General features: G+C 61.0%; 23 protein-coding genes. 14 read left to right on the top strand and 9 right to left on the bottom strand.

Features of this window, described 5'->3' with window-relative positions:
* Positions 1-82 precede the first annotated feature (82 nt).
* Together H7H48_RS18820 and H7H48_RS18815 are read left to right on the top strand one after the other, a co-directional pair.
* Positions 83-1,363, top strand: coding sequence for a sulfite oxidase (locus H7H48_RS18820; protein WP_229450688.1), 1,281 nt, complete (start codon positions 83-85; stop codon positions 1,361-1,363).
* A gap of 87 nt (positions 1,364-1,450) precedes the next feature.
* Positions 1,451-2,191, top strand: a complete 741-nt coding sequence (locus tag H7H48_RS18815) for a cytochrome c family protein (RefSeq protein WP_229450687.1) — start codon at positions 1,451-1,453, stop codon at positions 2,189-2,191.
* A gap of 106 nt (positions 2,192-2,297) precedes the next feature.
* On the opposite strand, the gene H7H48_RS18810 is transcribed toward H7H48_RS18815, so the two are convergent.
* Together H7H48_RS18810 and H7H48_RS18805 are read right to left on the bottom strand one after the other, a co-directional pair.
* Positions 2,298-3,041, bottom strand: coding sequence for an anti-sigma factor (locus H7H48_RS18810; protein ID WP_229450686.1), 744 nt, complete (start codon positions 3,039-3,041; stop codon positions 2,298-2,300).
* On the bottom strand, positions 3,038-3,544 hold the full coding sequence (locus tag H7H48_RS18805) for an RNA polymerase sigma factor (protein ID WP_229450685.1): 507 nt from the start codon (positions 3,542-3,544) through the stop codon (positions 3,038-3,040). The genes H7H48_RS18810 and H7H48_RS18805 overlap by 4 nt, the downstream gene beginning before the upstream one ends.
* Positions 3,545-3,774: 230 nt before the next feature.
* On the opposite strand from H7H48_RS18805, the gene deoC reads away from it, so the two are divergent.
* Both deoC and H7H48_RS18795 read left to right on the top strand, forming a co-directional pair.
* Positions 3,775-4,734, top strand: a complete 960-nt coding sequence (gene deoC / locus H7H48_RS18800; protein ID WP_229450684.1) for a deoxyribose-phosphate aldolase — start codon at positions 3,775-3,777, stop codon at positions 4,732-4,734.
* 11 nt (positions 4,735-4,745) lie between these two features.
* Positions 4,746-7,142: an aldehyde dehydrogenase family protein gene (locus tag H7H48_RS18795; protein WP_229450683.1), complete on the top strand. Its 2,397-nt coding sequence runs from the start codon at positions 4,746-4,748 to the stop codon at positions 7,140-7,142.
* Between the two features lie 84 nt (positions 7,143-7,226).
* Here the strand turns inward: H7H48_RS18795 and H7H48_RS18790 are convergent, their stop codons facing one another.
* From H7H48_RS18790 to H7H48_RS18760, 7 genes are all read right to left on the bottom strand, one after another.
* On the bottom strand, positions 7,227-8,084 hold the full coding sequence (locus H7H48_RS18790) for an endonuclease/exonuclease/phosphatase family protein (protein ID WP_229450682.1): 858 nt from the start codon (positions 8,082-8,084) through the stop codon (positions 7,227-7,229).
* On the bottom strand, positions 8,081-9,229 hold the full coding sequence (gene ugpC / locus H7H48_RS18785) for a sn-glycerol-3-phosphate ABC transporter ATP-binding protein UgpC (protein WP_229450681.1): 1,149 nt from the start codon (positions 9,227-9,229) through the stop codon (positions 8,081-8,083). Before ugpC ends, H7H48_RS18790 begins: the two co-directional genes overlap by 4 nt.
* Before the next feature lie 20 nt (positions 9,230-9,249).
* Positions 9,250-10,167 carry an ABC transporter permease subunit gene (locus H7H48_RS18780; protein ID WP_229450680.1) on the bottom strand — a complete coding sequence of 306 codons (918 nt, stop codon included), beginning with the start codon at positions 10,165-10,167 and terminating at the stop codon, positions 9,250-9,252.
* A gap of 10 nt (positions 10,168-10,177) precedes the next feature.
* Complete coding sequence (locus tag H7H48_RS18775; RefSeq protein ID WP_229450679.1) at positions 10,178-11,062, bottom strand: ABC transporter permease subunit; 885 nt, start codon at positions 11,060-11,062, stop codon at positions 10,178-10,180.
* Between the two features lie 82 nt (positions 11,063-11,144).
* Positions 11,145-12,473: an extracellular solute-binding protein gene (locus H7H48_RS18770; RefSeq protein ID WP_229450678.1), complete on the bottom strand. Its 1,329-nt coding sequence runs from the start codon at positions 12,471-12,473 to the stop codon at positions 11,145-11,147.
* Positions 12,474-12,600: 127 nt separating this feature from the next.
* The gene (locus H7H48_RS18765; RefSeq protein ID WP_229450677.1) at positions 12,601-13,449 is read right to left on the bottom strand and encodes a phosphodiesterase; all 849 of its coding nucleotides are present in this window, start codon (positions 13,447-13,449) and stop codon (positions 12,601-12,603) included.
* A gap of 138 nt (positions 13,450-13,587) precedes the next feature.
* Positions 13,588-14,511 carry a helix-turn-helix transcriptional regulator gene (locus H7H48_RS18760; RefSeq protein WP_229450676.1) on the bottom strand — a complete coding sequence of 308 codons (924 nt, stop codon included), beginning with the start codon at positions 14,509-14,511 and terminating at the stop codon, positions 13,588-13,590.
* A gap of 197 nt (positions 14,512-14,708) precedes the next feature.
* On the opposite strand from H7H48_RS18760, the gene H7H48_RS18755 reads away from it, so the two are divergent.
* The 10 genes from H7H48_RS18755 to H7H48_RS18710 all read left to right on the top strand — a co-directional run bounded on the left by H7H48_RS18755 (position 14,709) and on the right by H7H48_RS18710 (position 24,042).
* On the top strand, positions 14,709-15,734 hold the full coding sequence (locus H7H48_RS18755; RefSeq protein ID WP_229450675.1) for a TRAP transporter substrate-binding protein: 1,026 nt from the start codon (positions 14,709-14,711) through the stop codon (positions 15,732-15,734).
* 114 nt (positions 15,735-15,848) lie between these two features.
* Complete coding sequence (locus tag H7H48_RS18750; RefSeq protein ID WP_229450674.1) at positions 15,849-16,349, top strand: TRAP transporter small permease; 501 nt, start codon at positions 15,849-15,851, stop codon at positions 16,347-16,349.
* Positions 16,346-17,632, top strand: coding sequence for a TRAP transporter large permease (locus tag H7H48_RS18745; RefSeq protein WP_229450673.1), 1,287 nt, complete (start codon positions 16,346-16,348; stop codon positions 17,630-17,632). Before H7H48_RS18750 ends, H7H48_RS18745 begins: the two co-directional genes overlap by 4 nt.
* 26 nt (positions 17,633-17,658) lie before the next feature.
* Positions 17,659-18,477, top strand: a complete 819-nt coding sequence (locus H7H48_RS18740; RefSeq protein WP_229450672.1) for a dihydroorotate dehydrogenase electron transfer subunit — start codon at positions 17,659-17,661, stop codon at positions 18,475-18,477.
* Positions 18,471-19,415: a dihydroorotate dehydrogenase gene (locus H7H48_RS18735; RefSeq protein ID WP_229450671.1), complete on the top strand. Its 945-nt coding sequence runs from the start codon at positions 18,471-18,473 to the stop codon at positions 19,413-19,415. Before H7H48_RS18740 ends, H7H48_RS18735 begins: the two co-directional genes overlap by 7 nt.
* Positions 19,412-20,695 (top strand): Zn-dependent hydrolase, encoded by a 1,284-nt coding sequence (locus H7H48_RS18730; RefSeq protein ID WP_229450670.1) that lies wholly within the window; start codon positions 19,412-19,414, stop codon positions 20,693-20,695. The genes H7H48_RS18735 and H7H48_RS18730 overlap by 4 nt, the downstream gene beginning before the upstream one ends.
* 101 nt (positions 20,696-20,796) lie before the next feature.
* Positions 20,797-21,492 (top strand): orotate phosphoribosyltransferase, encoded by a 696-nt coding sequence (locus tag H7H48_RS18725; protein WP_065817806.1) that lies wholly within the window; start codon positions 20,797-20,799, stop codon positions 21,490-21,492.
* 19 nt (positions 21,493-21,511) lie between these two features.
* Positions 21,512-21,838 carry a hypothetical protein gene (locus H7H48_RS18720; RefSeq protein WP_065817805.1) on the top strand — a complete coding sequence of 109 codons (327 nt, stop codon included), beginning with the start codon at positions 21,512-21,514 and terminating at the stop codon, positions 21,836-21,838.
* Between the two features lie 171 nt (positions 21,839-22,009).
* Positions 22,010-22,495: a TRAP transporter small permease subunit gene (locus H7H48_RS18715; RefSeq protein WP_229450669.1), complete on the top strand. Its 486-nt coding sequence runs from the start codon at positions 22,010-22,012 to the stop codon at positions 22,493-22,495.
* Positions 22,492-24,042, top strand: coding sequence for a TRAP transporter large permease subunit (locus H7H48_RS18710; protein ID WP_229450668.1), 1,551 nt, complete (start codon positions 22,492-22,494; stop codon positions 24,040-24,042). The genes H7H48_RS18715 and H7H48_RS18710 overlap by 4 nt, the downstream gene beginning before the upstream one ends.
* Positions 24,043-24,053: the final 11 nt, after the last annotated feature.

Genomic DNA, 24,053 nt, shown 5'->3' with positions numbered 1-24,053 from the left:
GCCTCGCACGTCTCTTGACTGAAGCATGCCGTCAGGCGTGTCCGCCAGCCAGGTTTGCCAGCGCAGAGGGAGGAACAACCATATGACGCGCATCGCCGAAACCACCAGAGCGCACAACGAAGCAGCACCTGCCGAAGAGAAATCAGTCGGTGTGGTTCATTCAGGACGGCGCACCTTTCTGAAGAACACCGGACTTGCCACCATGGCGGCGATGGTGGGTGCCTCGATACCGTTCCACCGGAATATGCCTGCAGGGTTGATGCCGGTCGCATTCGCGCAGGATGGAGACGTGCTGGCCGGGAAGGATGGCCTCACGCTTCTCAACGATCGCCCGGTCAATGCCGAGACACCGGCTGAACTGCTAGACGATGCGGTGACACCGACAAGCCGGCATTTCATTCGCAACAATGGCATTCCGCCGGAAAATGTGGACCCGGAAAGCTGGACGCTGACGATTGACGGTTTCGTCGACAACAAGCTGGAGCTTTCGATCGCCGATCTGCGCGAACAGTTCGAAGTGGTGACGCTGCAACTGACGCTGGAGTGCGGCGGCAATGGCCGCAGCGCCTTCGATCCGCCGGCCAAGGGCAACCAGTGGACCCATGGCGCCGTGGCCTGCTCGGAATGGACAGGCGTTCGGCTGAAAGACGTGCTTGAGAAGGCTGGCGTCCAGTCGAATGTCGTCTACACCGCCCATTACGGTGCAGACGGCCATCTTTCGGGCAACCCCGACAAGTTGCCGATTTCGCGCGGCCTGCCCATCGACAAGGCGATGACCGACAACATTCTCATCGCTTTCGAGATGAATGGCGAGGCGCTGCACCCGATGAATGGCGCGCCGCTGCGCCTGGTGGTGCCGGGCTGGCCGGCCTCGACCGCCCAGAAATGGCTGACCCGCATCGAACTGCGCGACCAGGTGCACGACGGCCCCAAGATGACCGGCACCTCCTACCGCGTGCCGGCCTATCCGGTGGCGCCCGGCCAGGACGTTCCGGAAGAGGACTTCGTCATCATCGAGCGCATGCCGGTGAAATCTCTCGTCACCTTCCCGGCCAACGGTTCTGACATCGGCCTGGAAACGGATGTGCGCGGCCATGCATGGTCGGGCGACCGGTCCATCAGCAGGCTCGACATTTCCATTGATTTCGGCACCACCTGGCAGGAAGTGGAACTGGACGATCCGGTCAATGACGGGGCCTGGCAGAACTGGCGCACCAAGGTCAAATTCCCGCAGGCAGGCTATTATGAAATCTGGGCGCGGGCGACGGACAGCGAGGGCGACATGCAGCCTTTCGCAATCGCGTGGAACCCCAAGGGGTATCTGAACAACACCATGCACCGCGTGGGTGTGCGCGCCAGCTGAGCGTATAGCGCCAAGCGCTGTAACGTCTCGAAACCGTGAAGCGGCGGATGGCCGCTTCACGCAATGATTTTCATGGAGATCTGAAGAATGAAGCTTGCTCGCGTTCGGCTGAGTGTTGTTGCGTTTTCTCTCGTCGCGGCTGCGCCCGCATTGGCAGATGTTCAGGCCAAACTAGCCGAAGCTGATATCACAAAAGGCGAAAAGCTCTTCAAACGCTGCGTTGCATGCCACACGGTCGAGAAAGACGGAAAAAACAAGGTTGGTCCCAATCTCTACGGCATCGTGGGAAAACCGGTGGCACACGTTGAAGACTACTCCTATTCACCTGCCATGAAAGCCTACGGTGGAGAGTGGACGGTTGAACGACTGGATGCCTATCTTCTCCAGCCGCGCGCAGAGGTGAAGGGCACCAAAATGGCGTTTGCCGGCCTCAAGAAGGAAGAGGATCGCGTCAACCTGATCGCTTATCTAAGCACCTTCTCCGATGCGCCCGTTCAGTCGGGCGCTGCGGCGGAAGAGGCCGCCCCGGCCGAGCAGACGGCGAGCGCGGCGCCGACGGAGGGTGAGGATCAGACCATTGAGGGTGATTTCGGGCGTCTGAAGGTCGCGCCAGGGGTCGATACGACCTTCTACGCCTGTACCGCCTGCCATTCGGAGATGATCATCGCGCAGCAGGGGCTAACCCGAGACGGCTGGGACGAAATGCTTGATTGGATGGTTGACGAGCAGGGCATGGACGACATTCCAGAGCCCGACCGCACCGAGATACTGGACTATCTCTCAACGCATTATAATGAGGACCGCCCCAACTTCCCCAACCCGAACTAGGACTTGGTGGCTGCGCGCGCTTCACCCGCTCAGGGTGAAGCGGTGCAGGAGCTTGCTTTCGCGCAATGCCGAGCTGATGGACGGGCTCCGTCTCGCCCGCGATATCCTACCCGCATGATGTGGCCTGGGCTGTTGCGTCCTTCAGAGCGACCACTGTGTCAGGCTTCGCCATCTTCCGGGTCGCCTGCTTCAGATAGGCAGCAATCGCGGCAAATTTCCCGGCGTCCATCCCGGTGGCAACGATGCGATAGCGGCGATTTGGCACTTCCCAGGCCGCGCTTTGTAGCTCGGGAATTGAGCCTGCCTCACTCAGGGCGATTTCACTCGAAAAGACCGTCAGGCGGCAGCCCTCACGCCCTGCGAAATGGGCTGCCGTGCCATGCGGCATTTTTCTGAGAGCCACAAGCGTGAGATTGGCTGCGGAAAGATCGGGAAACGCCTCGAGCTGTTCGCCTGAAACGGTTTGGAAAACGTCTTCCTGCGAGACGAAAGCCTGAGCGGAGAACGTCTCGTGAATGGCGAGCGGATCTTCCGGTGCAGGTGTATCCGGGCGCGTGAGCGGATAAGCAAGGACAATGGCGAGTGCGACGGAAGCCGCAAGGGCTGAACCGATCCACCAGCGTCCCCACCGGCGCCCTGCACTACGGTTGTCGTTTCGCGCAGACGGTTGTGTGGCTGTCTGCGGCTTCAGGGCTTTCAAGCTGGAGGAGACTTCACTGATTTCGGCCAGCAGCGCTTTCAGCTCCGGCTCTGCCTCGAGCCGGCGTGCGAAAGCTGCGCGGTCCTCGGACATTTCGCCGTCGTGAAATGCGTTGACCTTTATTAAGTCCTCGTCCGTCACATTGTTCATGGGGTCTGCTTTGTCTGTTCTTCATTCTGCCCGTCGCCATTGACGCGACGCAAAAGTTCTTTGCGAGCCCTGCTGACACGGCTCATGATTGTGCCGATCGGCACGTTCATCACTTCCGCCGCTTCCGCATATTTGAAGCCCATGATATCGATCAGAAACAGGACCTCCCGAATTTCGGGCGGCAGTTTTTCGAATGCGAGGCGGATCAAAACGTCACGGCCTTCGCTGCCTGTTCCGTCACTCTCATCCATAAGACGTTTTTGCACCGCGATATATTCACGGCGCACCCGTCTTTTTCTGAGTTCGTCATATTGCAGATTACGGATGACACGAAACATCCAGGGGCGTAGCTCTTCCAAGCGGACCGGACGTGTGTCGTGACGCAGGGCGCGTTCGATCGCGTCTTGGACAAGATCTTCCGCGCTTTCTGCAGGTCCGCAGATCGAGCGCGCATAGGCGCGTAGCTCTGGAAGAAGCAGTTCGATCTGCGAAAGGTGGCCCATATTGCCTTGCCGCGTTTCCTTGATCTTCGGGTCCGCTTGCAGCGTTGAATGCGCGGCGCAATCCGGAGATCATCTCCACGCAAACTAAACCTCCGCATCTGTGTGTGGCAAGGCGAGGTGGGTTGACAGGACGATGAATATTATGAAACGATCCAAACATAATGTTTCTATCGTAACATATTGATCGGGTGCCCGCCTCGCCGGGCGATTCCGAAACCACGGACGCTGCAATGACCGACGCTCTCGCCCGAAACACCGGCACGCAACTGAAACCCGAATGGTTCGAGGATGTGTCCGTCAACCGCACTGCGGCCGAGCGCCGGGCGGGAACACTGACCGCGCGGCGGTCGGTCAAGAAAGCCTATCAGGCAGCCTGGCTGGTGAAGGCCATAACCTGCATTGATCTCACCACGCTTGCCGGCGACGACACTCCCGGCCGCGTGCGCCGGCTTTGCGCCAAGGCGCGGCGTCCGGTGCGTGAAGACATTCTGGAGGCGCTGGGACTTGCCGATGCGGGCATCACCACCGGCGCTGTCTGCGTGTATCCGACCATGGTTGGCCATGCGGTCAAGGCACTGGAAGGCAGCAACATTCCCGTTGCATCGGTGGCAACCGGGTTTCCGGCCGGTCTCATGCCCTTGCCGCTTAGGCTCGCCGAAATCCGCTATGCGGTGGAAGAAGGCGCGCATGAGATCGACATCGTGATCACGCGGGAGCATGTGCTGACCCAGAACTGGAGCGCGCTTTATGACGAGATTGCCGCGATGCGCGAGGCCTGTGGTGCGGCGCATATGAAGGCCATTCTGGCGACCGGCGATCTGAGCACGCTCACCAATGTCTATCGCGCTTCGATGGTCGCCATGCAGGCAGGGTCCGATTTCATCAAGACGTCGACAGGCAAGGAAGGCGTGAACGCCACACTGCCGGTCAGCCTGACTATGGTGCGGGCGCTGCGCGACTATCGCGACTATTCGGGCCAGATCGTCGGGTTCAAGCCGGCGGGCGGCCTCAAGACCGCCAAGGATGCGCTTGCCTGGCTGACGCTCATGAAAGAGGAGGCCGGCAATCGCTGGCTGGAGCCGGACCTGTTCCGCATCGGCGCAAGCTCGCTTCTCGGCGACATCGAACGGCAATTGGAGCACTACGTGACCGGCCGCTATTCCAGCGCCAACCGTCACGCGGTTGCATGAGGATCAAAGACATGTCTTCCATCAAGGATATTCTGAGCACCATGGAATACGGCCCCTCTCCGGAAGCCAATGGCGATGTTGTTGCGTGGCTCGACGCCCATGGCCGCTCCTTCGGTCATTTCATCGATGGACGCTTTGTCAAACCGAAGGGCGCGCGCCAGATTGTCGTGTCCAACCCGTCGGATGGGTCGCAGCTGGCCGAAATCGCCTGCGGCACGGCAGAGGATGTGGACGCCGCGGTAAAGGCCGCTCGCGCCGCCTTTGGCAAATGGTCGAAGCTTCCCGGCCATGAACGCGCGAAATATCTCTACGCCATTGCCCGCCATGTGCAGAAGCGTTCCCGCTTTCTGGCAGTGCTGGAGACCATGGACAATGGCAAGCCGGTGCGCGAGACGCGCGACATCGACATTCCGCTGGTCGCCCGCCATTTCTATCATCACGCCGGCTGGGCCGAGATGGTGGAAGACGAGTTCCGCGGCTTCTCGCCCGTGGGTGTGTGCGGGCAGGTGATCCCGTGGAACTTCCCGCTATTGATGCTCGCCTGGAAGATCGCGCCGGCGCTTGCCGCCGGCAACACGGTGGTGCTGAAACCGGCCGACCTGACGCCGCTGACGGCGGTCGCCTTTGCCGAGATCTGCCATGAGGTCGGTCTGCCTGCCGGCGTGGTCAACATCGTTCAGGGCGATGGCGCAACGGGTGCCGCCATCTGCGGCCATGAGGGCGTCGACAAGGTGGCCTTCACCGGCTCCACGCAGGTGGGTCGCGTCATCCGCGAGCAGATCGCCGGTTCCGGCAAGAAGCTTTCGCTTGAGCTGGGCGGCAAGTCGCCGTTCATCGTGTTCGAGGACGCCGATATCGATGCGGCTGTCGAGGGCGTGGTGGACGCGATCTGGTTCAACCAGGGCGAGGTGTGCTGCGCCGGCTCGCGCCTGATCGTGCAGGAAGGCATCGCTGAACGCTTTCATGCCAAGCTGAAGGCGCGTCTTGAGACGCTGCGCGTCGGCGACCCGCTCGACAAATCCACCGATGTGGGCGCCATCGTGTCGCCGGTTCAGGTGGAGCGGATTTCCGTGCTGGTGGCAAAGGGTGTCGAGGAAGGCGGGCAGCTCTGGCAGGCTTCCGCGCCGCTGCCTGAAAAGGGCAATTATATCGCGCCCGGCTTCTTCACCGATGTGGAGCCTGCCGCGACCGTCTGCCAGGTGGAAATCTTCGGCCCCATCGCCGCCTCGATGACCTTCCGCACGCCGGACGAGGCCGTCGCACTCGCCAACAACAGCCGCTACGGGCTCGCCGCTTCCGTTTGGTCGGAAAACATCAATGTGGCGCTGGATCTCGCCGCGCGGGTAAAAGCCGGCGTGGTGTGGATCAACTGCACCAACATGCTCGATGCGGGCGCGGGGTTCGGCGGTTATCGCGAGAGCGGCTTCGGTCGCGAGGGCGCGCGCGAGGGGCTTTACGAATATCTCGCCGCCGATTGGGAAAAGAAGCTTTCCACACCCAAGGCACCGGAAGTCTTCGTTCCCTCCGCTTCCCCGGCGGGTGAGGGCAAGGTAATGGTCGAGGGCATCGACCGGACCATGAAGAACTATATCGGCGGCAAGCAGGCACGGCCCGATGGCGGCTATGTCTATTCGGTTGCCGGCAAGGGCGGCGTGCTGATTGGGCAGGCCGGCATCGGAAATCGCAAGGACATCCGCAATGCGGTCGAGGCAGCGGCGAAGGCCGGTGGCTGGGGCGGCGCGACCGGTCATAACCGCGCTCAGGTGCTCTACTATCTGGGTGAAAACCTGGAGGCGCGGCGCGCGGGCATGGAAGCGCTTCTGTGCGAGAGCACGGGCATCAGCGCCAAAAAGGCGACCGAAGAGTTCGACACTGCGCTGCGCCGCATCTTCTATTACGCGGCGCAGGCCGACAAGTTCGACGGGGCGGTCCACTCCACCCAGTCGCGCCATGTGACCCTTGCCATGAACGAGCCCTTTGGCGTGATGGGCATTGCCTGCCCGGACGAAGCGCCGCTTCTGTCTCTGGTTTCGCTGGTGCTGCCGGCCATCGCCATGGGCAACCGCGTTGTGGTGGTGCCGTCCGCGCGCCATCCCCTGATTGCCGGCGATTTCTATCAGGTTCTCGACACGTCCGATGTGCCGGGTGGCGTGGTGAACATCGTCACCGGCGAGCGCGATCTTCTTGTGAAGACGCTTGCCGAGCACGATGAGGTGGCAGCACTCTGGTATTTCGGCTCGGCGGAAGGCAGCGCCATGGTCGAGAAGGTATCGGCCGGGAACCTGAAGTCGACCTGGGTCAACAACGGTCGCATGCCGAACTGGCTGGATGATGCGCAGGGCCGCGGACGGGACTATCTGCGCCGCGCCGTTCAGGTGAAGAACATCTGGGTTCCTTACGGCGCCTGACGCGCGGTTCACATTCCAGAAGAATGCCTTCTGGTGCGTGTGCCACGGATGCCGGCCCGAGGCCGGCACCCGCCAGTGCCGAATTTAACCTTCGATCTCGACCCAGAGGGGCTGGTGGTCCGAGCCCTGCGCATCCATGTCGATCCATGCGCGCTTGACGCTCGCGGCCATGTTCGAGCTCACCACGCAATGGTCGATGCGCACGCCCGTGCCGATGAAGCTGATGCCTTCATCCTCATCATTGCCGGCGGCCACCCATGCATCGGTAAACCCGCCATCCTGCACGAGGCGACCATGCCTCTCCGAGCGGTCGCCGATCAAAAGCGCATACTCCTCGCTGTCGGGCGTGAAGTTGAAATCGCCCATCACGATGGTGCGCTCGGGCACGGGCGGCGGCGGGATTTCATACCAGTCGCCGGCGATCTTGCCGCCCCATGCGGAACCGCGATGGGCAGAGTTCAGAAGCAGGTCCATTGCATGATGCACCTGGGGCAGCCGCGTTTGCGGGCCGATATGATCGAAATGGACCGAGCAGAAGCGCAGCGGGCCGGCGTCCGTCCTGATCACCGTTTCAATCATTGCGCGCTGCTGGTGATACTGGTTCGTCAGCGCCATCTTGGGCAGAAGATGGTTCATCGAGGAAAGGATCGGCCAGCGCGAGAGCACCATGTTGCCGACCTGCCGGCGGCGATGCGTGACCGTGCCGTCATCGGCGACGATCGAGGCGTCGATGTCGATGCCGGGGCCATAGACCCAATGGTAATCCGGCAGGCGCGCGCCGATCTCCTGCGCCTGATGCACGAGCCCGGTGCGCGGGAAATGGGTTTCCACTTCCTGCAGGGCGATCAGGTCCGCGCCTTCGATTTCCGAAACGATGCGGTCGAGATTGAACTGCTCGTCCTTCCCCTTGGAATACTGGATGTTGTAGCTGACGAGCTTCATTGAATGGCTCCGGCAAAATCGGGTTGGCTGATTGCGGCGGGTTCGGCGGCGGGGTTGCCCTCCGCCACGACGCGCTTTTCGGTTGTTGGGTCGAAGAGATGGACGCTTTCGGGCGCAATCGAGAGCGAGCAGGGCGTGCCGGGCGCGGGATGATTGCGCCCGGCGGAATGCAGCACGAAATCGCGCCCGGCGAGACGGCCATGCATCAATCGGCCGCTACCCTGTTCTTCGGAGAAATCGAAGGCGACGGTGAGAAGGTGCGGGTCATTGGCTTCCGGCACGATTTTCAGATCCTCGGGCCGCAGGCCCACGATGACCGACTGGCCGGCGATGGTCTTGCCCATGCCGGGGTCTATGGGCAGGCGGAATTGTGTGTTGTCGATCACCGCAAAGGTGCCGTCCTCGGAAACACCACATGGCAGGAAGTTCATCGCCGGCGAGCCGATGAAGCCGCCGACATAGACGCTGGCAGGCGCGTGGTAGACCTCTTCCGGCGTGCCGACCTGCTCGATCCGGCCTCCGTTCATGACCACCAGACGGTCGGCGAGCGACATGGCTTCCACCTGATCATGTGTGACAAAGACAGAGGTGGCCTTTAGCGCGCGATGAAGGCGGCGGATTTCAAGACGCATCTGAACGCGCAGCTTGGCGTCGAGGTTGGAAAGCGGCTCGTCGAACAGGAACACTTTCGGTTCTCTCACGATGGCGCGGCCCATGGCGACGCGCTGGCGCTGGCCGCCCGAAAGCTGCGCCGGCTTGCGGTCGAGAAGCTGGTCGAGGCCGAGGCTCTTGGCCGTGGCTTCCACCTTCTGCATCCGTTCGGCTTTTCGCATGCCGCCGACTTTCAGCGCGTAGCCTATGTTCTGCGCCACGGTCATGTGCGGGTAGAGCGCATAGTTCTGGAAGACCATGGCGCAGCCGCGCTCGCGCGGTTCGAGTTTGTTCACCACCGTGTTCTCGATGGCGATCTCGCCGGCGCTGATTTCTTCAAGCCCGGCGATCATGCGCAGCAGCGTGGACTTGCCGCAGCCCGAAGGGCCGAGAATGACGATGAACTCGCCATTGCGGATATCGAGGTCGACACCGTGGACGACCTGGTTTTTCCCGTAGAATTTCTCGACCTTGCGAATGTTGATATCGGCCATGACGACAGGTTTCCCTTGGATCATTTTTCGGTGCTGATGAGGCCGCGCACGAACCAGCGTTGCATCAGGACAACGACGAGCAGCGGCGGCAGCATGACGATGAGTGTGCCGGCCATGGCGACATTCCAGTCGGCAATGGCGTCAGGGCCGGGGATGAGACGGCGCAACTCCATCACCACGGTGGAGTAGTTGGCCCGGTCGGTGATGATCAGAAGCGGCCACAGATACTGGTTCCACGCATAGACGAACATGATGGTGGCAAGGGCCGCGATGTTGGTGCGCGACAGCGGCAGAAGCACTTCGATGAAAAAGCGGAAGGGGCCGGAGCCGTCCATCTTGGCTGCTTCCACCAGTTCGTCGGGAATGGTGAGGAAGAACTGGCGATAGAGGAATGTGCCGGTCGCCGTCGCCACCAGCGGCAGGATCAGGCCGGTGTAGGAATTCAACATGTTCCATTCGAGCGAGAGCTCGACGCCCGCGATCTGCGCGATGAGCCAGCTTATGCCCGTTGCATCGAGAATGGTCTGGAACGGGTAAAGCGCGTTGGCGGCCACCGAGTAGGTGGGCACGATGCGGACTTCCAGCGGCAACATCAGTGTGATGAAGATCACCCAGAAAAACACCATTCGCAGGCGGTAGTTGAAGAACACGATGGAGAAGGCGCTGATGGCCGAGATGATCACCTTGCCGATGACGACGGCGATGGCGACGATCATCGAGTTCATGAACTTCACGCCGAATTCGGCGCGGGTCCATGCAGCGGTGAGGTTGTTCCACAATTCACCGCCCGGCAGGTAGTGCACGTTGGGCGAGTTAACCTCGGCCACCGTCAGCGTGGCGGCAACGAATGCGAGCCAGATCGGAATGATCAAAAGCAGGGCGCCGGCGACGAGGATCACATGGGTGACGATGTTGAGGAGGGGGGTGCGTTCGATCATGGCTGGCTCCTCACGTGTAGTGCACGCGGCGTTCGATAAAGCGGAACTGGAAGAAGGTCATGAGGATAACGAGCCCCATGAGCACCAGCGATTGGGCCGCGGCACCGGAATAATCGAGCCCCTGAAAGCCATCCACATAGATCTTGTAGACCATGAGCTCGGTGGCGCGGGCCGGACCGCCCTCGGTCAGAATGTCGACGATGCCGAAGGAGTCCGTGAAGGAATCCGTCATGTTGATGACCAGCAGGAAGAAGATGGTCGGCGCGAGCAGCGGAAGCTGCAGATCGACCATGCGGCGCATCACGCGCGCGCCGTCCATGGAGCCTGCCTCGATCAGCGAGCGCGGAATGGACTGGAGGCCGGCGAGAAAGAAGATGAAGGAATAGGAGACCTGTTTCCACGCCTGAGTGATGATGATCGCGGTCATGGCATCGACGCCGGAAAGCGCCGGGTTCCAGAGGCCGGGGGAAAGCGTGTTCAGATAGGCGAAGACGCCCGACTGCGGATTAAAAAGAAAGCGGAACGCGAGCGCGGCGGCTGGTGCCGCGATGGCATAGGGCCAGATCATGCCGACGCGGAAGAAGCGATAGCCGCGCAATTGCCTGTCGGCGAAGAGCGCCAGCACCAGCGCGATGGACATGGCAAGCCCGGTCGAAAGCACGGCAAAGACGATGCTGCGCCAGATCGAGGCCCAGTAGGTCTCGTCGGAGAAAACCGCCTTGAAATTGTCGAGCCCGACCCATTGATTGCCGCCGCCGAAGGGCTGCTCAAGGGTGAAGGCCCAATACATGGCCTGGGATGCCGGCCAGTAGAAGAAGACGAAGATGATCAGCAACTGGGGGGCAATGAAGAGATAGGCCAGCCAGTTGGCTTTGAAATAAGCGCGCTTTTGCATGGACGTTCCGGGGGTTGCGGAGACAGGCTGAAATGGTTGCGCCACGGCTCATCGAGCCGTGGCGCAGCGTGTCTGGCCTGCTTCAGGGAAGCGTCTTGCCTGCGTAGGTGCGCTCGAATTTGCGCAGGATCGTGTTGGAACGGCTAACGGCATCGTCCAGTGCCTCCTGTGGGGTCTTCTGGCCGCTCAGGACAGCCTGCATCTGCGAGGTCCATTCGGCGCGGATCTGCACGAAGTTTCCAAGACGGATGCCGCGGGTCAGTGGCGTGACCGGCGTGTAGGTGAGGGATTCAATGGCCTTCTCGCGGCCCTTGTAGGGGCGCTCGTCGTAAAAGCCTTTCTTGACGAGATAGTCGAAGCCTTCGTCAGTCACCGGAATATAGCCTGTCACCGTGCTCCAGAATTCGGCGGATTCGGGCTTGGCGAGGAATTTGAAATATTCGGCAGCGCCGCGATACTGTTCTTCGGTCTTGCCGGAAAGCGTCCACAGCGATGCACCGCCCACGACCGAGTTCTTGCGCTCCGTGCCCTCGTAGACGGGCAGCATGGCAACGTCCCAGAGGAAACCCTCGCCGACCTGCTCGGTGACGGCCTGGTGGCTTGCGATGGAACCGAAATAGTGCGCGCACTCGCCCGCTGCAAAGGCATCGCGCTCGGAGAGGCCGGTTTCACGGGTCTTGATGACCAGAAGGCCCTCGTCGATCCAGCGCTTGATGTTCTTCATGTGCTTGGCGTGGAGCGTGGTGTTGAACACCACTTCGGCGTCGAGCCCCTCATAGCCATTGTTCTTCGTGGCGATCGGCTCGCCATGAACCATGGAGAACTGCTCCAGGTCGACCCATGAGGATGGTGCGTAACCGGCAGGGCATGCGCTGCCGGCTTCCTTCAATTCGCGCAGAACCTGCTCATACTCTTCCCAGGTCTCGGGTGCTTCGTCGCGGCCGATGGATTTATAGGCGTCAACGTTCCAGTACATCATCGCCGTGGAGGAATTGAACGGCATGGACCAGAGGCGACCCGCAGAGTCGGCGTAGTAGTTGGCGATGCCCGGGAAATAGGAGTCCCAGTCGATGTCGATGCCGTGATCTTCCATCAGCTTATAAGCCGGATAAACCTGCCCGGAGAGCATCAGGTCGGGCGCGGAAACCTCGACGCCCTGTACGATGGTCGGGTGTTTCTTGGCACGGAAGGCGGCGATGGTGTTTTGCAGGGCCGTGGCATAGTCGCCCTGGCTGACGCAGGAAATCTCATATTTGTCCTGCGAAGCGTTGAAGCGGTCGCAGGTGGCCTGAACCTGGTCGCCGAGCTGGCCGGTCAGACCGTACCAGTATTCAAACTTCACCTTCTCGGCCATGGCGGATGTTGTCAGTGCTAACAGCGCGAGCGTGCTTGCGATGAGTGTCTTTTGCATCTTGGTTCCCTCAGATGGAAAGAAGCGGTCGCCGGCACCAGCACCGGTCGCGCCTTGGCCTATCGGTGTGCCTTGACAGTCGGGTGACCGCGAAATGAAACTTATTTGACAGCTGCCAAGTGGCTGATTAGCCGGCCACTTTTTCGCGTTCAGCACCGTCTTCGATATGTTTGCGACGCTTGCGGAAGAGGCCATCGGCCATTTCCGCGTGGCGGTGAATGTAATCGTGGAAGTGCACGAGTGTGCTGTGCTCGTCCGCCAGAACCACGGCGTACTGAGCTGGACCATCGAGGCGCAATGGCTCACCAGGCATGCCCGGCAGATGGGCGTTCACGTCATAATGGTTGCCCGAAATCGTGGTCAGCGGGATGCCGTGCCAGAGACCTGTCGTCTGCCGGTGCACATGACCGGCGATGACCTGGCGGATGTCGGGGTGCGTCTTCAGCACATGGAGGAACCGCTCCGAATCCTGAAGCTTGATCTGGTCCACGGGCATGTGGAGATCATTTGCATGATGGTGCATGACGATGATGACAGGCCGATCCTTCGCCTCTTCGAGGCGTGCAGCGAGCCATGACAATCGCGTTTCGCAAAGCACGCCGCTGACGATCTCCGGCTCGGAGGAATCGATGACGATGACGCGGTAGCCCTTCACGTCGATGGCCTTTTGGATATGGCCGTTCTCATCGTCGTGCAGGGTGCCGAACACCTGCTTGAAACGATCCCGGTGATCGTGATTTCCGAGCGTGAGCACGACCGGCATTTTAAGCTGGTCGATCATGCGGTCGAGTATTTCATAGGCTGGAATTTCACCACGGTCGGCGAGGTCGCCGGCGAAAATGCAGAAATCCGCATCGCCATGATTGGTGTTGGCGCTATCGATGGCGGCCTGAAGGCGCTTGGTCGTGTCCAGCCCGTTGGTGGCGACCCCTTCCGGAGAAAGATGGATGTCGCTCATGACGATGAATTTCAGCATGTTTGCCCCGCTGTCGCTTGTGTGATTATCCGAGCCGGTTGGCCGTTGCACAGCGGGTATCACCGCCCTGTGTCGGGCGACTGACAGATTTGTTGCGGCAGTATTACAATACAGTGACGCGGGTTGCGGAGGTGCGCGTCAGGCGTCCGGCTTTATCGCGTATTTCTCGATCATCGTCTCGAGATAGCTCGCCGCTTCATCACCCTTGAGTGCATCGCCCCAGAGGCGTTCGGCGATGTCTTCGTGCAGGGACATGGCTTCGGGCGCGGAAGTTATGAGCGCCACGCCGACACGAATATTCGGTTGCTCCCCGAGCCGGAAGGGACTGATGGCCAGAACCGACCTGTCCTGCTGGCGGAAGATCTGAAAACTGGTTGCGGGCACAGGCTCGCGCACGATGCCGATCTGAATGCCGATTGGTTGATCACGCAGCAAGGAGAGGATGTATTCGGCTTCACGGCGCGCCTGAAGGCGGCGTTTGTCGACGACATCCGGGGGCAGGTCATGCCGGCCGATAAGCCCGTGCAGCAAAAACCCTTCAAGATCGGCCGAGGCGATGAGGCTTACGATCAGCGGTCGGCGCAGACGAAACGCTTTCTTGCGGGCCCGCAAAATGTTGATCAGCGCGTCAACCACTTCTCCCGCGCTGTCGTCGGGATCGACTTCCGCGGGCACGGATTCGCGCAGGACTTCTTGCAGAGCATCGTCATAGGCATCCGAGGTCAGGAGGTAGGATACCGGGCTGAAAAGACCGATCACCTGCTGGCAGTCGTCCTCCAGCTGGCGCATGCGCTCGAAAAAGGCGATGGCGCTCGAAACATACTCCACGCCGACGCCCATCAGGCTTGGCAGCGAAACGCCCAGAACGTCAGCGATGCTGGTCAGCATCTCGATCTTGCGAATTTCGCCCTTTTCCGCGCGGTAAAGCGCGGCACGCGAGATCCCCAGCTTTTCGGCCAGTTCGTCAGGCGCGAGGCCCTTGCCGAGCCGGTAAGCACGCAGGCGGGCGCCAATGTCGGTGAATCTGATTAAATCGCCCTGAGACGTGCTGTTTTGTGACACGCTTTTTTCTCGCAAGTTCCCGTGCCTTCCGTTATCGGGTGCGCTGTGCCGGCTTGTCAACGCATCTGCTCAAATTCACACCAGAAGCTCATAAATGGGACAAAAATGCAAATCGTCTCATTTTTGAGAATTTCCGTTGACAGGCTTTTTCGGGGCTCGTAGTCTGCTTGTTTAAAAAGCAAAGGAGAGGCGGAACAATGAAACATCTCTTTAAGAAACTGGCTGCAACGACCGTGATGGGCGTGGCTGGCGCGGCATTCGCGACAGGCGTCTTCGCTGCCGATTTCGTGGCCAAGATCGGTCATCTTGAATCGGCGCAGCAGTCGCGTCACGTTCATCTCGAGAAAGTGGCAAAGCTGGTCAATGAGCGCACCGATGGTGCGGTGGAGTTCCAGCTCTTCCCACAGGGCCAGCTCGGCCAGCAGCGCGAAATGACCGAGGGCGTCCAGCTCGGAACGCTTGAGGCAACGGTTGCTCCGGCAGCGTTCCTTGGTGGTTTCAATCCCGCCGTTTCGATCATGGACATTCCCTTCCTGCTTCCCGACAATGACGAGACCGCACAGAAGATCCGCGGCGGTGCGTTTGGTGAGGCGCTTTGTGATAGCTTCAATTCGCGCGGCGTGACCTGCATCGGTCTGTGGCCCAACGGCAAGAAGAACTTCACCTCTTCCAAGCCGCTTGCAAGCCTTGAGGACTTCGCGGGCCAGAAATTCCGCGTGATGGATTCCAATATCCTGATCGAGCAGTTCAACTCGCTCGGCGCTTCGGCCATCGCGCTTCCCTTTGGCGAGCTCTACACCGCGCTGCAGACGGGCGTTGTCGATGGCGAGGAAAACCCGCTCGACACGATCCAGCGCATGAAGTTCTACGAGGTGCAGAAGCATCTCGTGCTGTCTGATCACGGCGCGATGGAAGATGTGATCCTCTTCAATCCGGCCTGGTGGGCAAGCCTTCCCGAGGAGCATCAGAAAACCATTGTCGATGCCTTCAACGAGGTTATTCCCGAGCTCATCAATCACAAGGCCGAGGCGGTTGCCGCAGCGCTTGAGGAGATCAAGGCTTCCGGCATCGACATTCGCGAGATGAGCGATGAAGAAAAAGCCGCGTTCCGCGACAAGATGTATCCGGCAGCTCGTGCCGCCTATATCGAGCGTGCGGGCGAAGAGGGCGAGAAGCTGATCGCCATCTACGAAAAAGAGTATGAGGCGGCAGGCGCACAGTAAGCGCCGCCTCCAACCTGAACCGAAGCTTTGACGGTCACATGCCGGGCTCCGCAAAGAGCCCGGCAGCGGCTTCCTTTTTTCAAGGGCGCGGCTTCATTTGCAGGGATTGAGACGTTGAAAGCACTTGCCATCATCAGAACTGCAGAGCGGGTTGCGGCGGTATCCATCTTTCTGACCATGGTCGCGCTCTATTCTGCAAATGTGCTGGCCCGGCAGGTTGGTGGCACCTTTGCCTCCGAGTTCGCCTGGGTCGAGGAAGCTGTGCGGCTGATGAGCCTCTTCCTCGTTTTCCTCACGGTCGGTCTCGCCCTTGAAAAGGGACGCCACGCCGGTGTGCACACCTGGCGCGACCGCATTGCGCGGGCGACCGGGCTGCCGCTCAGAAAGATCATCGATGCGATCGGCTTCGTGTTTTGCATCTATCTTGTCTGGCTCGGCTACCAGATGACCGCCTTCGTTTACGGCATGGGCCAGAAGAGCCCGACGCTGAACATTCCGGTCTTCTGGATCTATCTCGCGCCCACCATCGGTTTTGCGCTCATGGCGCTGCGCTTCGCGCTCAGCTTTTTCGGCCGCATCGATCGTTTCGCCGGTCAGGCATCGGAGGAACAATGATCCTTTTCGCACTCGTCATCATCGTTGCGGTCCTGCTGCTGGTCCTCGGTTTCGAGATGTTTCTCGTGCTGGGCGTGCCGGCGCTCATGATCAAGGAATTTTTCTACGGAAACCTGCCAGACCCGGTGGTCGTGCAGAAGATTCTGGGCGGCATCAACCACACCACGCTTCTGGCCATTCCCTTCTTCATTCTGGCGGCCGAGCTGATGGGCGAGGGGCAGATCGCGCGTCGCCTCACCGGCCTGGTCAAGGTGCTGGTCGGCCATCTGCGCGGCGGCATGGGCTACACCACCATTGGTGGCTCCATGGCGTTCGGTTCAGTCTCCGGCTCCGCACCGGCCACAGTCGCAGCCATGGCGCGCATGGTCTATCCGGAAATGCGCAAGGCCGGTTTCAGCGACAAATTCTCGCTTGGTTTGATCGTTTCAAGCGCCGAGACGGCGCTGCTCATTCCGCCATCCATCACCTTCATCATCTATGGCTGGATGACAGGCACCTCGGTTGCGAAGCTCTTCGTCGGGGGTCTGGCCGTCGGACTGGTGCTTGGCCTTGCCTTCGCCATCATGGCGGCGCTTGAAGCGCGCCGCTCCGGCGTCGAGCGCGGCCCACGCACGAGCTGGAAAGAGCGCGTCATTGCGATCCGCGAGGCGGGGTGGGCGCTCGGCATGCCGATCATCATTCTGGGCGGCATTTACAGCGGCTATTTCACACCCACCGAGGCCGCGGCGGCCAGCGTCGTCTACGCCATTTTCGTGGAAGGCGTGATCTTTCGCGAGTTGACCTTCCGCAAGCTTTTTGCCGTCACGGAGCGTGCGGCCATTTCCACAGCCATCATCTTCGTTCTTCTGGCGATGGGTGGGCTGCTCTCCTATTTCATCACGCTGGCGCAGGTGCCATCGGCGATCACGGCGTTTCTCGACGCAATCCATGCCGGGCCGATCATGTTCCTCCTGATCGTGAACATCAGCTTCCTGATCGCCGGCATGTTCATCGATCCGAATTCGGCGCTCTTGATCCTCGTTCCGCCGCTTTATCCGGTGGCTCTGGCGCTCGGCATCGATCCCGTCCATTTCGGCATGATTGTCACGCTGAACATTTCCATCGGCATGATAACGCCGCCCTTCGGGCTCGACATCTTCGTGGCGTCCTCGACGCTCTCCAAGCCGGTCCTCACGATCATTTCGGGTCTGTGGCCCTTCATCATCGCGAACCTCATCGTGCTGGCGATCATCACCTATGTGCCGGACATTTCCACCTTCCTGCCCAACCTTGTGTTCGGCTGATGGGAATGCCAGAAAGGATTGAAACGATGGACGACGTGCCGTCAATCAAGGCTTTCGAGCTGCCGCTCTCGGTCAAGAGCAACGAGCCGGTCAATGGCGAATATCGTCTTCTGGTTCTTGCGGCACCGCATGACATTCTGAAGCGCTGCCGTGCAGGGCAGTTCTTTCATCTTCTGTGCCCGCAGGCCGGCGGTGAGACTCCCTTTCTGCGCCGACCCATGAGCATTTACGGCTTCTATCCCGAAAAGGGGGAGCTGCATTTCCTCTACAAGGTAACGGGTGCGGGCACCCGCGCGCTGGCCTCGCTGGCGCTCGGCGACAGGCTTAATGTTCTCGGCCCTCTCGGCGAGCCCTTCACCATTGCTGATGACTGGCAGGATCTTGTGCTGGTGGCGCGCGGCGTGGGGCTTGCCACGCTTGCCCCGCTGGCGCTGGAGGCCAACCGTCTTGGCCGCAGGCTCACCGCGATCTGCAGCGCGCGTCATCCCGACTATCTGATGTCGACGGATTATTTTGCGTCGCTCGGCGCGGATGTGATCACGCTGACCGACGCGGAAGGCACGTCCGATCTCGACAATCTGGAAAAGGTTATCGAGGGGCTGATCGCGGCCGGGCGCGCCGACGCATTCTACACCTGCGGCTCCAACCGCATGCTCAGGCTGTTGCAGACCATCGGCGAACGCCACGGCATTCCCGGCCAGATCGCGCTGGAACAGCAGATGGCCTGCGGCATCGGCATGTGCCATTGCTGCGTGCGCCCGTTCAATCGCGGCGACCGGCAGGTGCATCTGCGCGTGTGCCGCGAAGGCCCCGTCTTCGACATGATGGAGGCGATTGCATGGTAGATCTTTCGGTCGATATTTCCGGGCTCAAGCTCAAGAACCCGATCATGCCGGCATCCGGCACCTTCTCCGAGGATCTCGCGGAGGTGTTCGATCTCGAGCGGCTTGGCGCGCATGTGACCAAGACGATCACCCGTGGCTGGCGCGACGGCAATCCGACGCCGCGCGTCTGCGAGGTGAACGGATCCATGCTCAACTCGATCGGCATTCCGAGCAAGGGCGTGGGTGCCTTCATCGAGAAGGTGGTGCCGTTCTATGCCCATTACGAGACACCGCTCGTCGTCTCCATTTCAGGCAACACGGCGGATGAGTTCGCAACGCTGTGTTCCGAGGTCAGCGTGCCCGGCGTCGCGGCCATCGAGGTCAACATCTCGTGCCCGAACATCGAGGAAGACGGCAAGGCGTTCGCCATCCGCCCGTCTTCCACACATGACGTGATGCGCAAGCTGCGCGCGGCGACCGACCTGCCGCTCTGGGCCAAGCTCACACCCAACACGGGCGAGACCTCTGAAGTTGCGCGCGCCGCGGAAGAGGCTGGCGCTGATGCGCTGGTGGTGGCCAACACCATCCTCTCCATGGCCATCGACATCAACACGCGCCGGCCCAAGCTTGGCAATCTGATGGGGGGACTGTCGGGCCCCAGCCTCAAACCCATCGCTCTGCGCATGGCCTATCAGTGTGCGCGGGCAACCAGCATTCCCGTCATCGGCTGCGGCGGCATTTCCACCGTGGAAGACGTGATCGAATATCTGATCGCCGGGGCATCCGCCGTTCAGGTGGGAACGGCCACCTTCATTCACCCGACGATCATGCTGTCGCTGATCGACGGTCTGGAAGACTGGCTTTCCAACCAGGGGCTTTCGTCGGTGAAAGACCTGATCGGCACGGTGATCGATGGCGAACAGGATGAGGCGGTCGTCTTCATGGAAGCAGCGCCATGAACACCCAGCCCGCTCCATTCGCTGATGTCCGGGCGCAGGATCATGCACTGGCCGCGCGGCTTTTCGACGATGTTGCGCGCCTGTCGCCGGATGTGGAGGGCGTCAGCCGCCCGGCCTTTTCCGAGATCGAGACGCGGACGCTGAAATATCTTGAAGACGTAGCGAAGGCCGAGGGGCTGGCGGTCTGGTACGATGCAGGCTGCAACGCGCTTTTCTCGCTTCCGGAGGACCGCGATGCCGAGCGTGTCGTCGTCGTCGGCTCCCATGTGGACAGCGTGCCTTTCGGCGGAAACTTCGACGGGCTCGCCGGTGTCGTCGCGGGGCTCATCTGCCTGATCCGCGCTCGGCGCGAGGGGCGCCGCTTTGCAAAACCGGTGCATGTGCTCGCAATGCGTGGCGAGGAAAGCGCCTGGTTCGGCCCGTGCTATATCGGCTCGAAGGTGCTGACCGGAACGCTTTCAAAGCGCGAGCTTGAAGAAATCCACAAGGGCGATGGCCGCACGCTGGAAGCGCATATGGCCGATATCGGCCTGCCCGTGGAGAAAATCCGTGCGCAAAAGCCGCTCATGGATGTCAGCCGGATGGCGGCCTATCTCGAACTTCACATCGAGCAGGGGCCGCTCCTGATCGGCAAGAACATTCCGGCAGCCGCCGTGTCGGGCATTCGCGGCAATATCCGCTACCGCTCGATCACCTGCCACGGCGAGGCCGGCCATTCCGGCGCGGTGCCCAAGGCCTATCGGCGTGATCCCGTTCTCGCCATGGCCGATCTTCTGGTGCGGCTCGACGAAAGCTGGACGACGATCCTCAACAAGGGCGACGATCTGGTGCTGACAAGCGGCATCGTGGCGACAGATCCGGAAAAACACGCCATGTCGCGCATTCCCGACCGTGTGTCCTTCAGCCTCGACATGCGCAGCCAGAAGCCGGAAACGCTGGACGACATGCGCGCGCTTCTGAAGAGCGAGATCAAGGAGATCGAGCGCGACCGGCGGGTGCGTTTCGAGCTTGGCGAAGAGCTCCGTGTGGAACCGGCGCTGTGCGACAGGGGGCTCGTCGCCGGCCTCGAAGAGGCCATGCGCCAGGTGGGACAGGAGCCTTTCGTCATGCCAAGCGGCGGCGGGCACGACGCAGCCGTGTTCGCTGCCGCCGGCGTTCCCTCCGCGATGGTGTTCGTGCGCAACCGGAATGGCTCGCACAATCCGCAGGAAGCGATGGAAATCGACGATTTTCTTGCCGGCGTGGATATCCTCTCGGCATTTCTTGCGGGGGCGGAGTGATGGTGCGTTTTCTTCTGGAGCAAAATCTCCTCATTGCCGGGCTGGTTCAGGCGGGAGATAGCTGTTAGCGAAAAGGCCCGAACAACGAACAGGACCACGACATGTTCTCCAACACCTTTCCCGACCGGACTGCCATTTCTCAAATGGTCGCCCGCATGCTTCTGGAGATCGAGGCGGTGCATTTTCGCGCCGAGCAGCCGTTCACGTTCACATCTGGTCTTGCAAGTCCGGTCTATATCGATTGCCGCAAGCTGATATCCTATCCGCGCGTTCGCGCCGCGATCATGGATTTCGCGGCCTCGGTCATCTTCCGCAATGTCGGTTTCGAGCAGTTCGATGCGGTGGCGGGTGGCGAGACGGCGGGCATTCCCTTTGCCGCCTGGCTTGCCGAGCGCATGGGATTGCCCATGCAATATGTGCGCAAGAAGCCGAAAGGCTTTGGCCGCGATGCGCAGATCGAGGGCGCGCTGAGCGAAGGCGCGCGTGTGCTTCTGGTCGAGGACCTGACCACCGATGGCGGCAGCAAGATCAAGTTTGCCGAGGCCGTGGCGCGCACCGGCGCGCAGGTCACCGACACGTTCGCTGTCTTCTACTATGATATCTTCCCCGACACGCCGAAGCGGCTTGAAGCCGCCGGTATGCGCCTGCATCATCTGGCCACCTGGTGGGATGTGCTCGCTGTCTGCAAGGAAGAAAACCGCTTTTCGCCGGAAACGATCGCTGAGGTCGAAAAATTCCTGAATGCGCCAACCGAATGGTCGGCGAACCATGGCGGCATCTCAGAACTGCCGCAGTAAATCCCAAAGGACCTGGATCATGTTTGACACGTTTTTGAAGGATCTGAACGAGCAGGGCGGAAGCGTTCGCGCCTATGAAGGCTGCGCGGTCAAGGCCCATGCCCGCATCACCAGCGAGCCGGAAAACGCCGCTGCCCTTCTGCTCATCGCCTACGCCGCCCAGCGCTTTGTGGAGGCCTATGACGACCAGCCGCTCACCATGACGGCGGCGGACGAAGAGCTGGAGCTCTTCACCGAGATCGTCAACACGCTCGATGCCGCCTACAAGGACGGGTCCGAGGCTGAAAAGCTTTCCGCCCTCAACAAGGCTTCGGCGCGCCTCGCTGCGACGATCAAAGCCGGATAACAGGCTTCAAACCACTGGCATGTCACGCGCTCGCCGGATATCTCCGGCGAGCGATTTCGTTGCGCGCCGGTTTCGACCAAATAGCCGTTTCCTTTCCTCCACGCATGCGATAGCGTCGCGCCCGAATTCGCATGGGAGCCGGGTTTGCATCTGTATTTGAGGTTTTGCGCCGTGCTGGATCGGCTGGCGACGGCGTTTTGTGTCATTGCTTGCCTGGCCCTGACGGCCAGCGTGCTTGCCATCGTGGTGATGCGCTATGGTTTCGGCATCGGCTTCATCGAGCTGCAGGATTTCGCTTCCTACACATTTGCCGTGCTTCTGATCTTCTCCGTGCCTGTCTGTCTTCGCAGGGGCGGGCATGTGCGCGTTGAGGTTCTTTCTGAGAATCTTTCGCCCACCTACGCGCGTATCGCGGATACGGTTGCGGTTCTCCTGTTTCTCATACCGGTGTTCGGGCTGATCATCTGGGCCGACTGGGCGGATCTCGCCTATTCCTGGTCCATCCGCGAGGCTTCGGTCGAAACGGGTGGGCTTCCGGGCCTGTTCGTCGTCAAGACGGCCTTGCCGCTCGGGGCCGCGATGATGATCCTGCAGGGTATTGCGATGGTGCTCGCGCCGGACGCACAACGCACCGCCGAAGACGAGCCGGCCCTATGACCCTTTCCGAACTGTTTCTGTGTTTGATGCTGGTCGGGCTCTTCGCCGGCATTCTGAGTGGCATTCCGGCCATGCTCGCCATTGCCGGTGTGCCCTTTGTCGTCGCGGTCATTGCCAGCCTCTTCGGCGCGTTCGATCTGTCTTTTCTGGATTTCTTTCCAAGCCGCGTCTGGGGCGTGATGAGCAACACGCTTTTGATGTCGGTGCCGCTGTTCATTCTGATGGGGGTGGTGCTGGAGCGGTCGCAGCTTGCCGAGCGCATGCTCGAGGTCCTGCGCGAGATGCTTGGCGCATCGCCCCGCGGCCTTGCCCTTTCCGTGTTGCTTTTCAGCGCGCTCATAGCGGCGTCCACCGGCATTGTCGGTGCGACGGTCGTCATGCTGGGCCTCGTCAGTCTCCCCGCCATGCTGCAGGCGGGGGTTTCGCCGCGCGTGTCGAGCGGCATCATCTGTGCCAGCGGCACGCTGGGTCAGATCATCCCGCCTTCCATCCTGCTCGTGCTTCTGGGCGATCAGATCGGCAACACCTATCTGGAAGCGCAGCAGAAGGCCGGAAATTTCGCCCCCGACGCCGTTTCCGTGGGCGATCTCTTCGCCGGGGCCATCCTGCCCGGACTGCTGCTTGTCGGCCTCTATGGTGTCTATATTCTTTTCACGCTGCGTGGTGCCCACGGAGCCGTTGAGAATACCAGCCGCAGGCGGGTTCCGCTGAGCCGTATCCTGGGCGTTTTCCTGCCGCCGCTCCTGCTAATTCTGGCAGTGCTGGGGTCCATTCTCGGCGGGGTAGCCACCACAACGGAGGCGGCGGGACTGGGTGCCGTGGGCACGATCCTGCTGGCCGGTTACACACGCGGCGGTGTTGGCCGCGCCGGGCGGGGCGTCATCCTCTCTGCTGTTGTCGCGGGCGGCATTCTGGTGTTCCTGCGCGCTTTCGGGTTTGTACCGCCATCCGGGCTAGGCACTCCGGCCGGCTTCGTTGCGCTCCTTGCTGCCGCGCTGATCGCCGCAGGCGTCGTTTTCTCTGGCTGGCGGCTGATGCGTACGGATGTTCTCGTTCCCGCCGTCATCGATACGCTGCGCATCTCCGGCATGGTGTTCGGCATCGTCATCGCCGCCTCCATGCTGTCTCTGGTGTTTCGCGGTTTTGGCGGCGATGAGCTGGTGGCCGGTTTTCTGGAGCAGGTGCCGGGCGGCAAGTGGGGCGCTCTCGCGCTGGTCATGGTGGTGGTCTTCTTCCTCGGTTTCATCCTCGAGGCCGTGGAGATCATCTACATCGTCGTGCCGCTGCTCGGCGCGCCCATTCTGGCCACGGATTTCTCGCCCGTCTGGTTCGCCGTCCTGCTCGCCATGAACCTGCAGACCTCATTTCTGACGCCGCCCTTCGGCTTTGCGCTTTTCTATTACCGCTCGGTTGCGCCGCGCAGCATCACGACGATGGAGATTTACCGCTCGGTGATCCCGTTCGTGGCCATACAGCTTGTCGCTCTGGCGCTTCTCATCACATTCCCGGCTGTGGTTACATGGCTGCCGGACATGCTCTTCAGATAGTCGTTGTTCAG

It is taken from the genome of Nitratireductor sp. B36 (genome assembly GCF_020833685.1).
Lineage (GTDB): Bacteria > Pseudomonadota > Alphaproteobacteria > Rhizobiales > Rhizobiaceae > Nitratireductor.
This window is presented reverse-complemented; position numbering and strand designations above follow the sequence as displayed.

Coding starts and splice junctions, on each gene's coding strand:
- H7H48_RS18810 (WP_229450686.1), bottom strand. CDS start 3,041: ATGAACAATGTGACGGACGAGGACTTAATAAAGGTCAACGCATTTCAC.
- H7H48_RS18775 (WP_229450679.1), bottom strand. CDS start 11,062: ATGCAAAAGCGCGCTTATTTCAAAGCCAACTGGCTGGCCTATCTCTTC.
- H7H48_RS18710 (WP_229450668.1), top strand. CDS start 22,492: ATGACCCTTTCCGAACTGTTTCTGTGTTTGATGCTGGTCGGGCTCTTC.
- H7H48_RS18795 (WP_229450683.1), top strand. CDS start 4,746: ATGTCTTCCATCAAGGATATTCTGAGCACCATGGAATACGGCCCCTCT.
- H7H48_RS18740 (WP_229450672.1), top strand. CDS start 17,659: ATGGACGACGTGCCGTCAATCAAGGCTTTCGAGCTGCCGCTCTCGGTC.
- ugpC (WP_229450681.1), bottom strand. CDS start 9,229: ATGGCCGATATCAACATTCGCAAGGTCGAGAAATTCTACGGGAAAAAC.
- H7H48_RS18780 (WP_229450680.1), bottom strand. CDS start 10,167: ATGATCGAACGCACCCCCCTCCTCAACATCGTCACCCATGTGATCCTC.
- deoC (WP_229450684.1), top strand. CDS start 3,775: ATGACCGACGCTCTCGCCCGAAACACCGGCACGCAACTGAAACCCGAA.
- H7H48_RS18730 (WP_229450670.1), top strand. CDS start 19,412: ATGAACACCCAGCCCGCTCCATTCGCTGATGTCCGGGCGCAGGATCAT.
- H7H48_RS18725 (WP_065817806.1), top strand. CDS start 20,797: ATGTTCTCCAACACCTTTCCCGACCGGACTGCCATTTCTCAAATGGTC.
- H7H48_RS18745 (WP_229450673.1), top strand. CDS start 16,346: ATGATCCTTTTCGCACTCGTCATCATCGTTGCGGTCCTGCTGCTGGTC.
- H7H48_RS18815 (WP_229450687.1), top strand. CDS start 1,451: ATGAAGCTTGCTCGCGTTCGGCTGAGTGTTGTTGCGTTTTCTCTCGTC.
- H7H48_RS18720 (WP_065817805.1), top strand. CDS start 21,512: ATGTTTGACACGTTTTTGAAGGATCTGAACGAGCAGGGCGGAAGCGTT.
- H7H48_RS18755 (WP_229450675.1), top strand. CDS start 14,709: ATGAAACATCTCTTTAAGAAACTGGCTGCAACGACCGTGATGGGCGTG.
- H7H48_RS18820 (WP_229450688.1), top strand. CDS start 83: ATGACGCGCATCGCCGAAACCACCAGAGCGCACAACGAAGCAGCACCT.
- H7H48_RS18765 (WP_229450677.1), bottom strand. CDS start 13,449: ATGCTGAAATTCATCGTCATGAGCGACATCCATCTTTCTCCGGAAGGG.
- H7H48_RS18770 (WP_229450678.1), bottom strand. CDS start 12,473: ATGCAAAAGACACTCATCGCAAGCACGCTCGCGCTGTTAGCACTGACA.
- H7H48_RS18735 (WP_229450671.1), top strand. CDS start 18,471: ATGGTAGATCTTTCGGTCGATATTTCCGGGCTCAAGCTCAAGAACCCG.
- H7H48_RS18790 (WP_229450682.1), bottom strand. CDS start 8,084: ATGAAGCTCGTCAGCTACAACATCCAGTATTCCAAGGGGAAGGACGAG.
- H7H48_RS18805 (WP_229450685.1), bottom strand. CDS start 3,544: ATGGGCCACCTTTCGCAGATCGAACTGCTTCTTCCAGAGCTACGCGCC.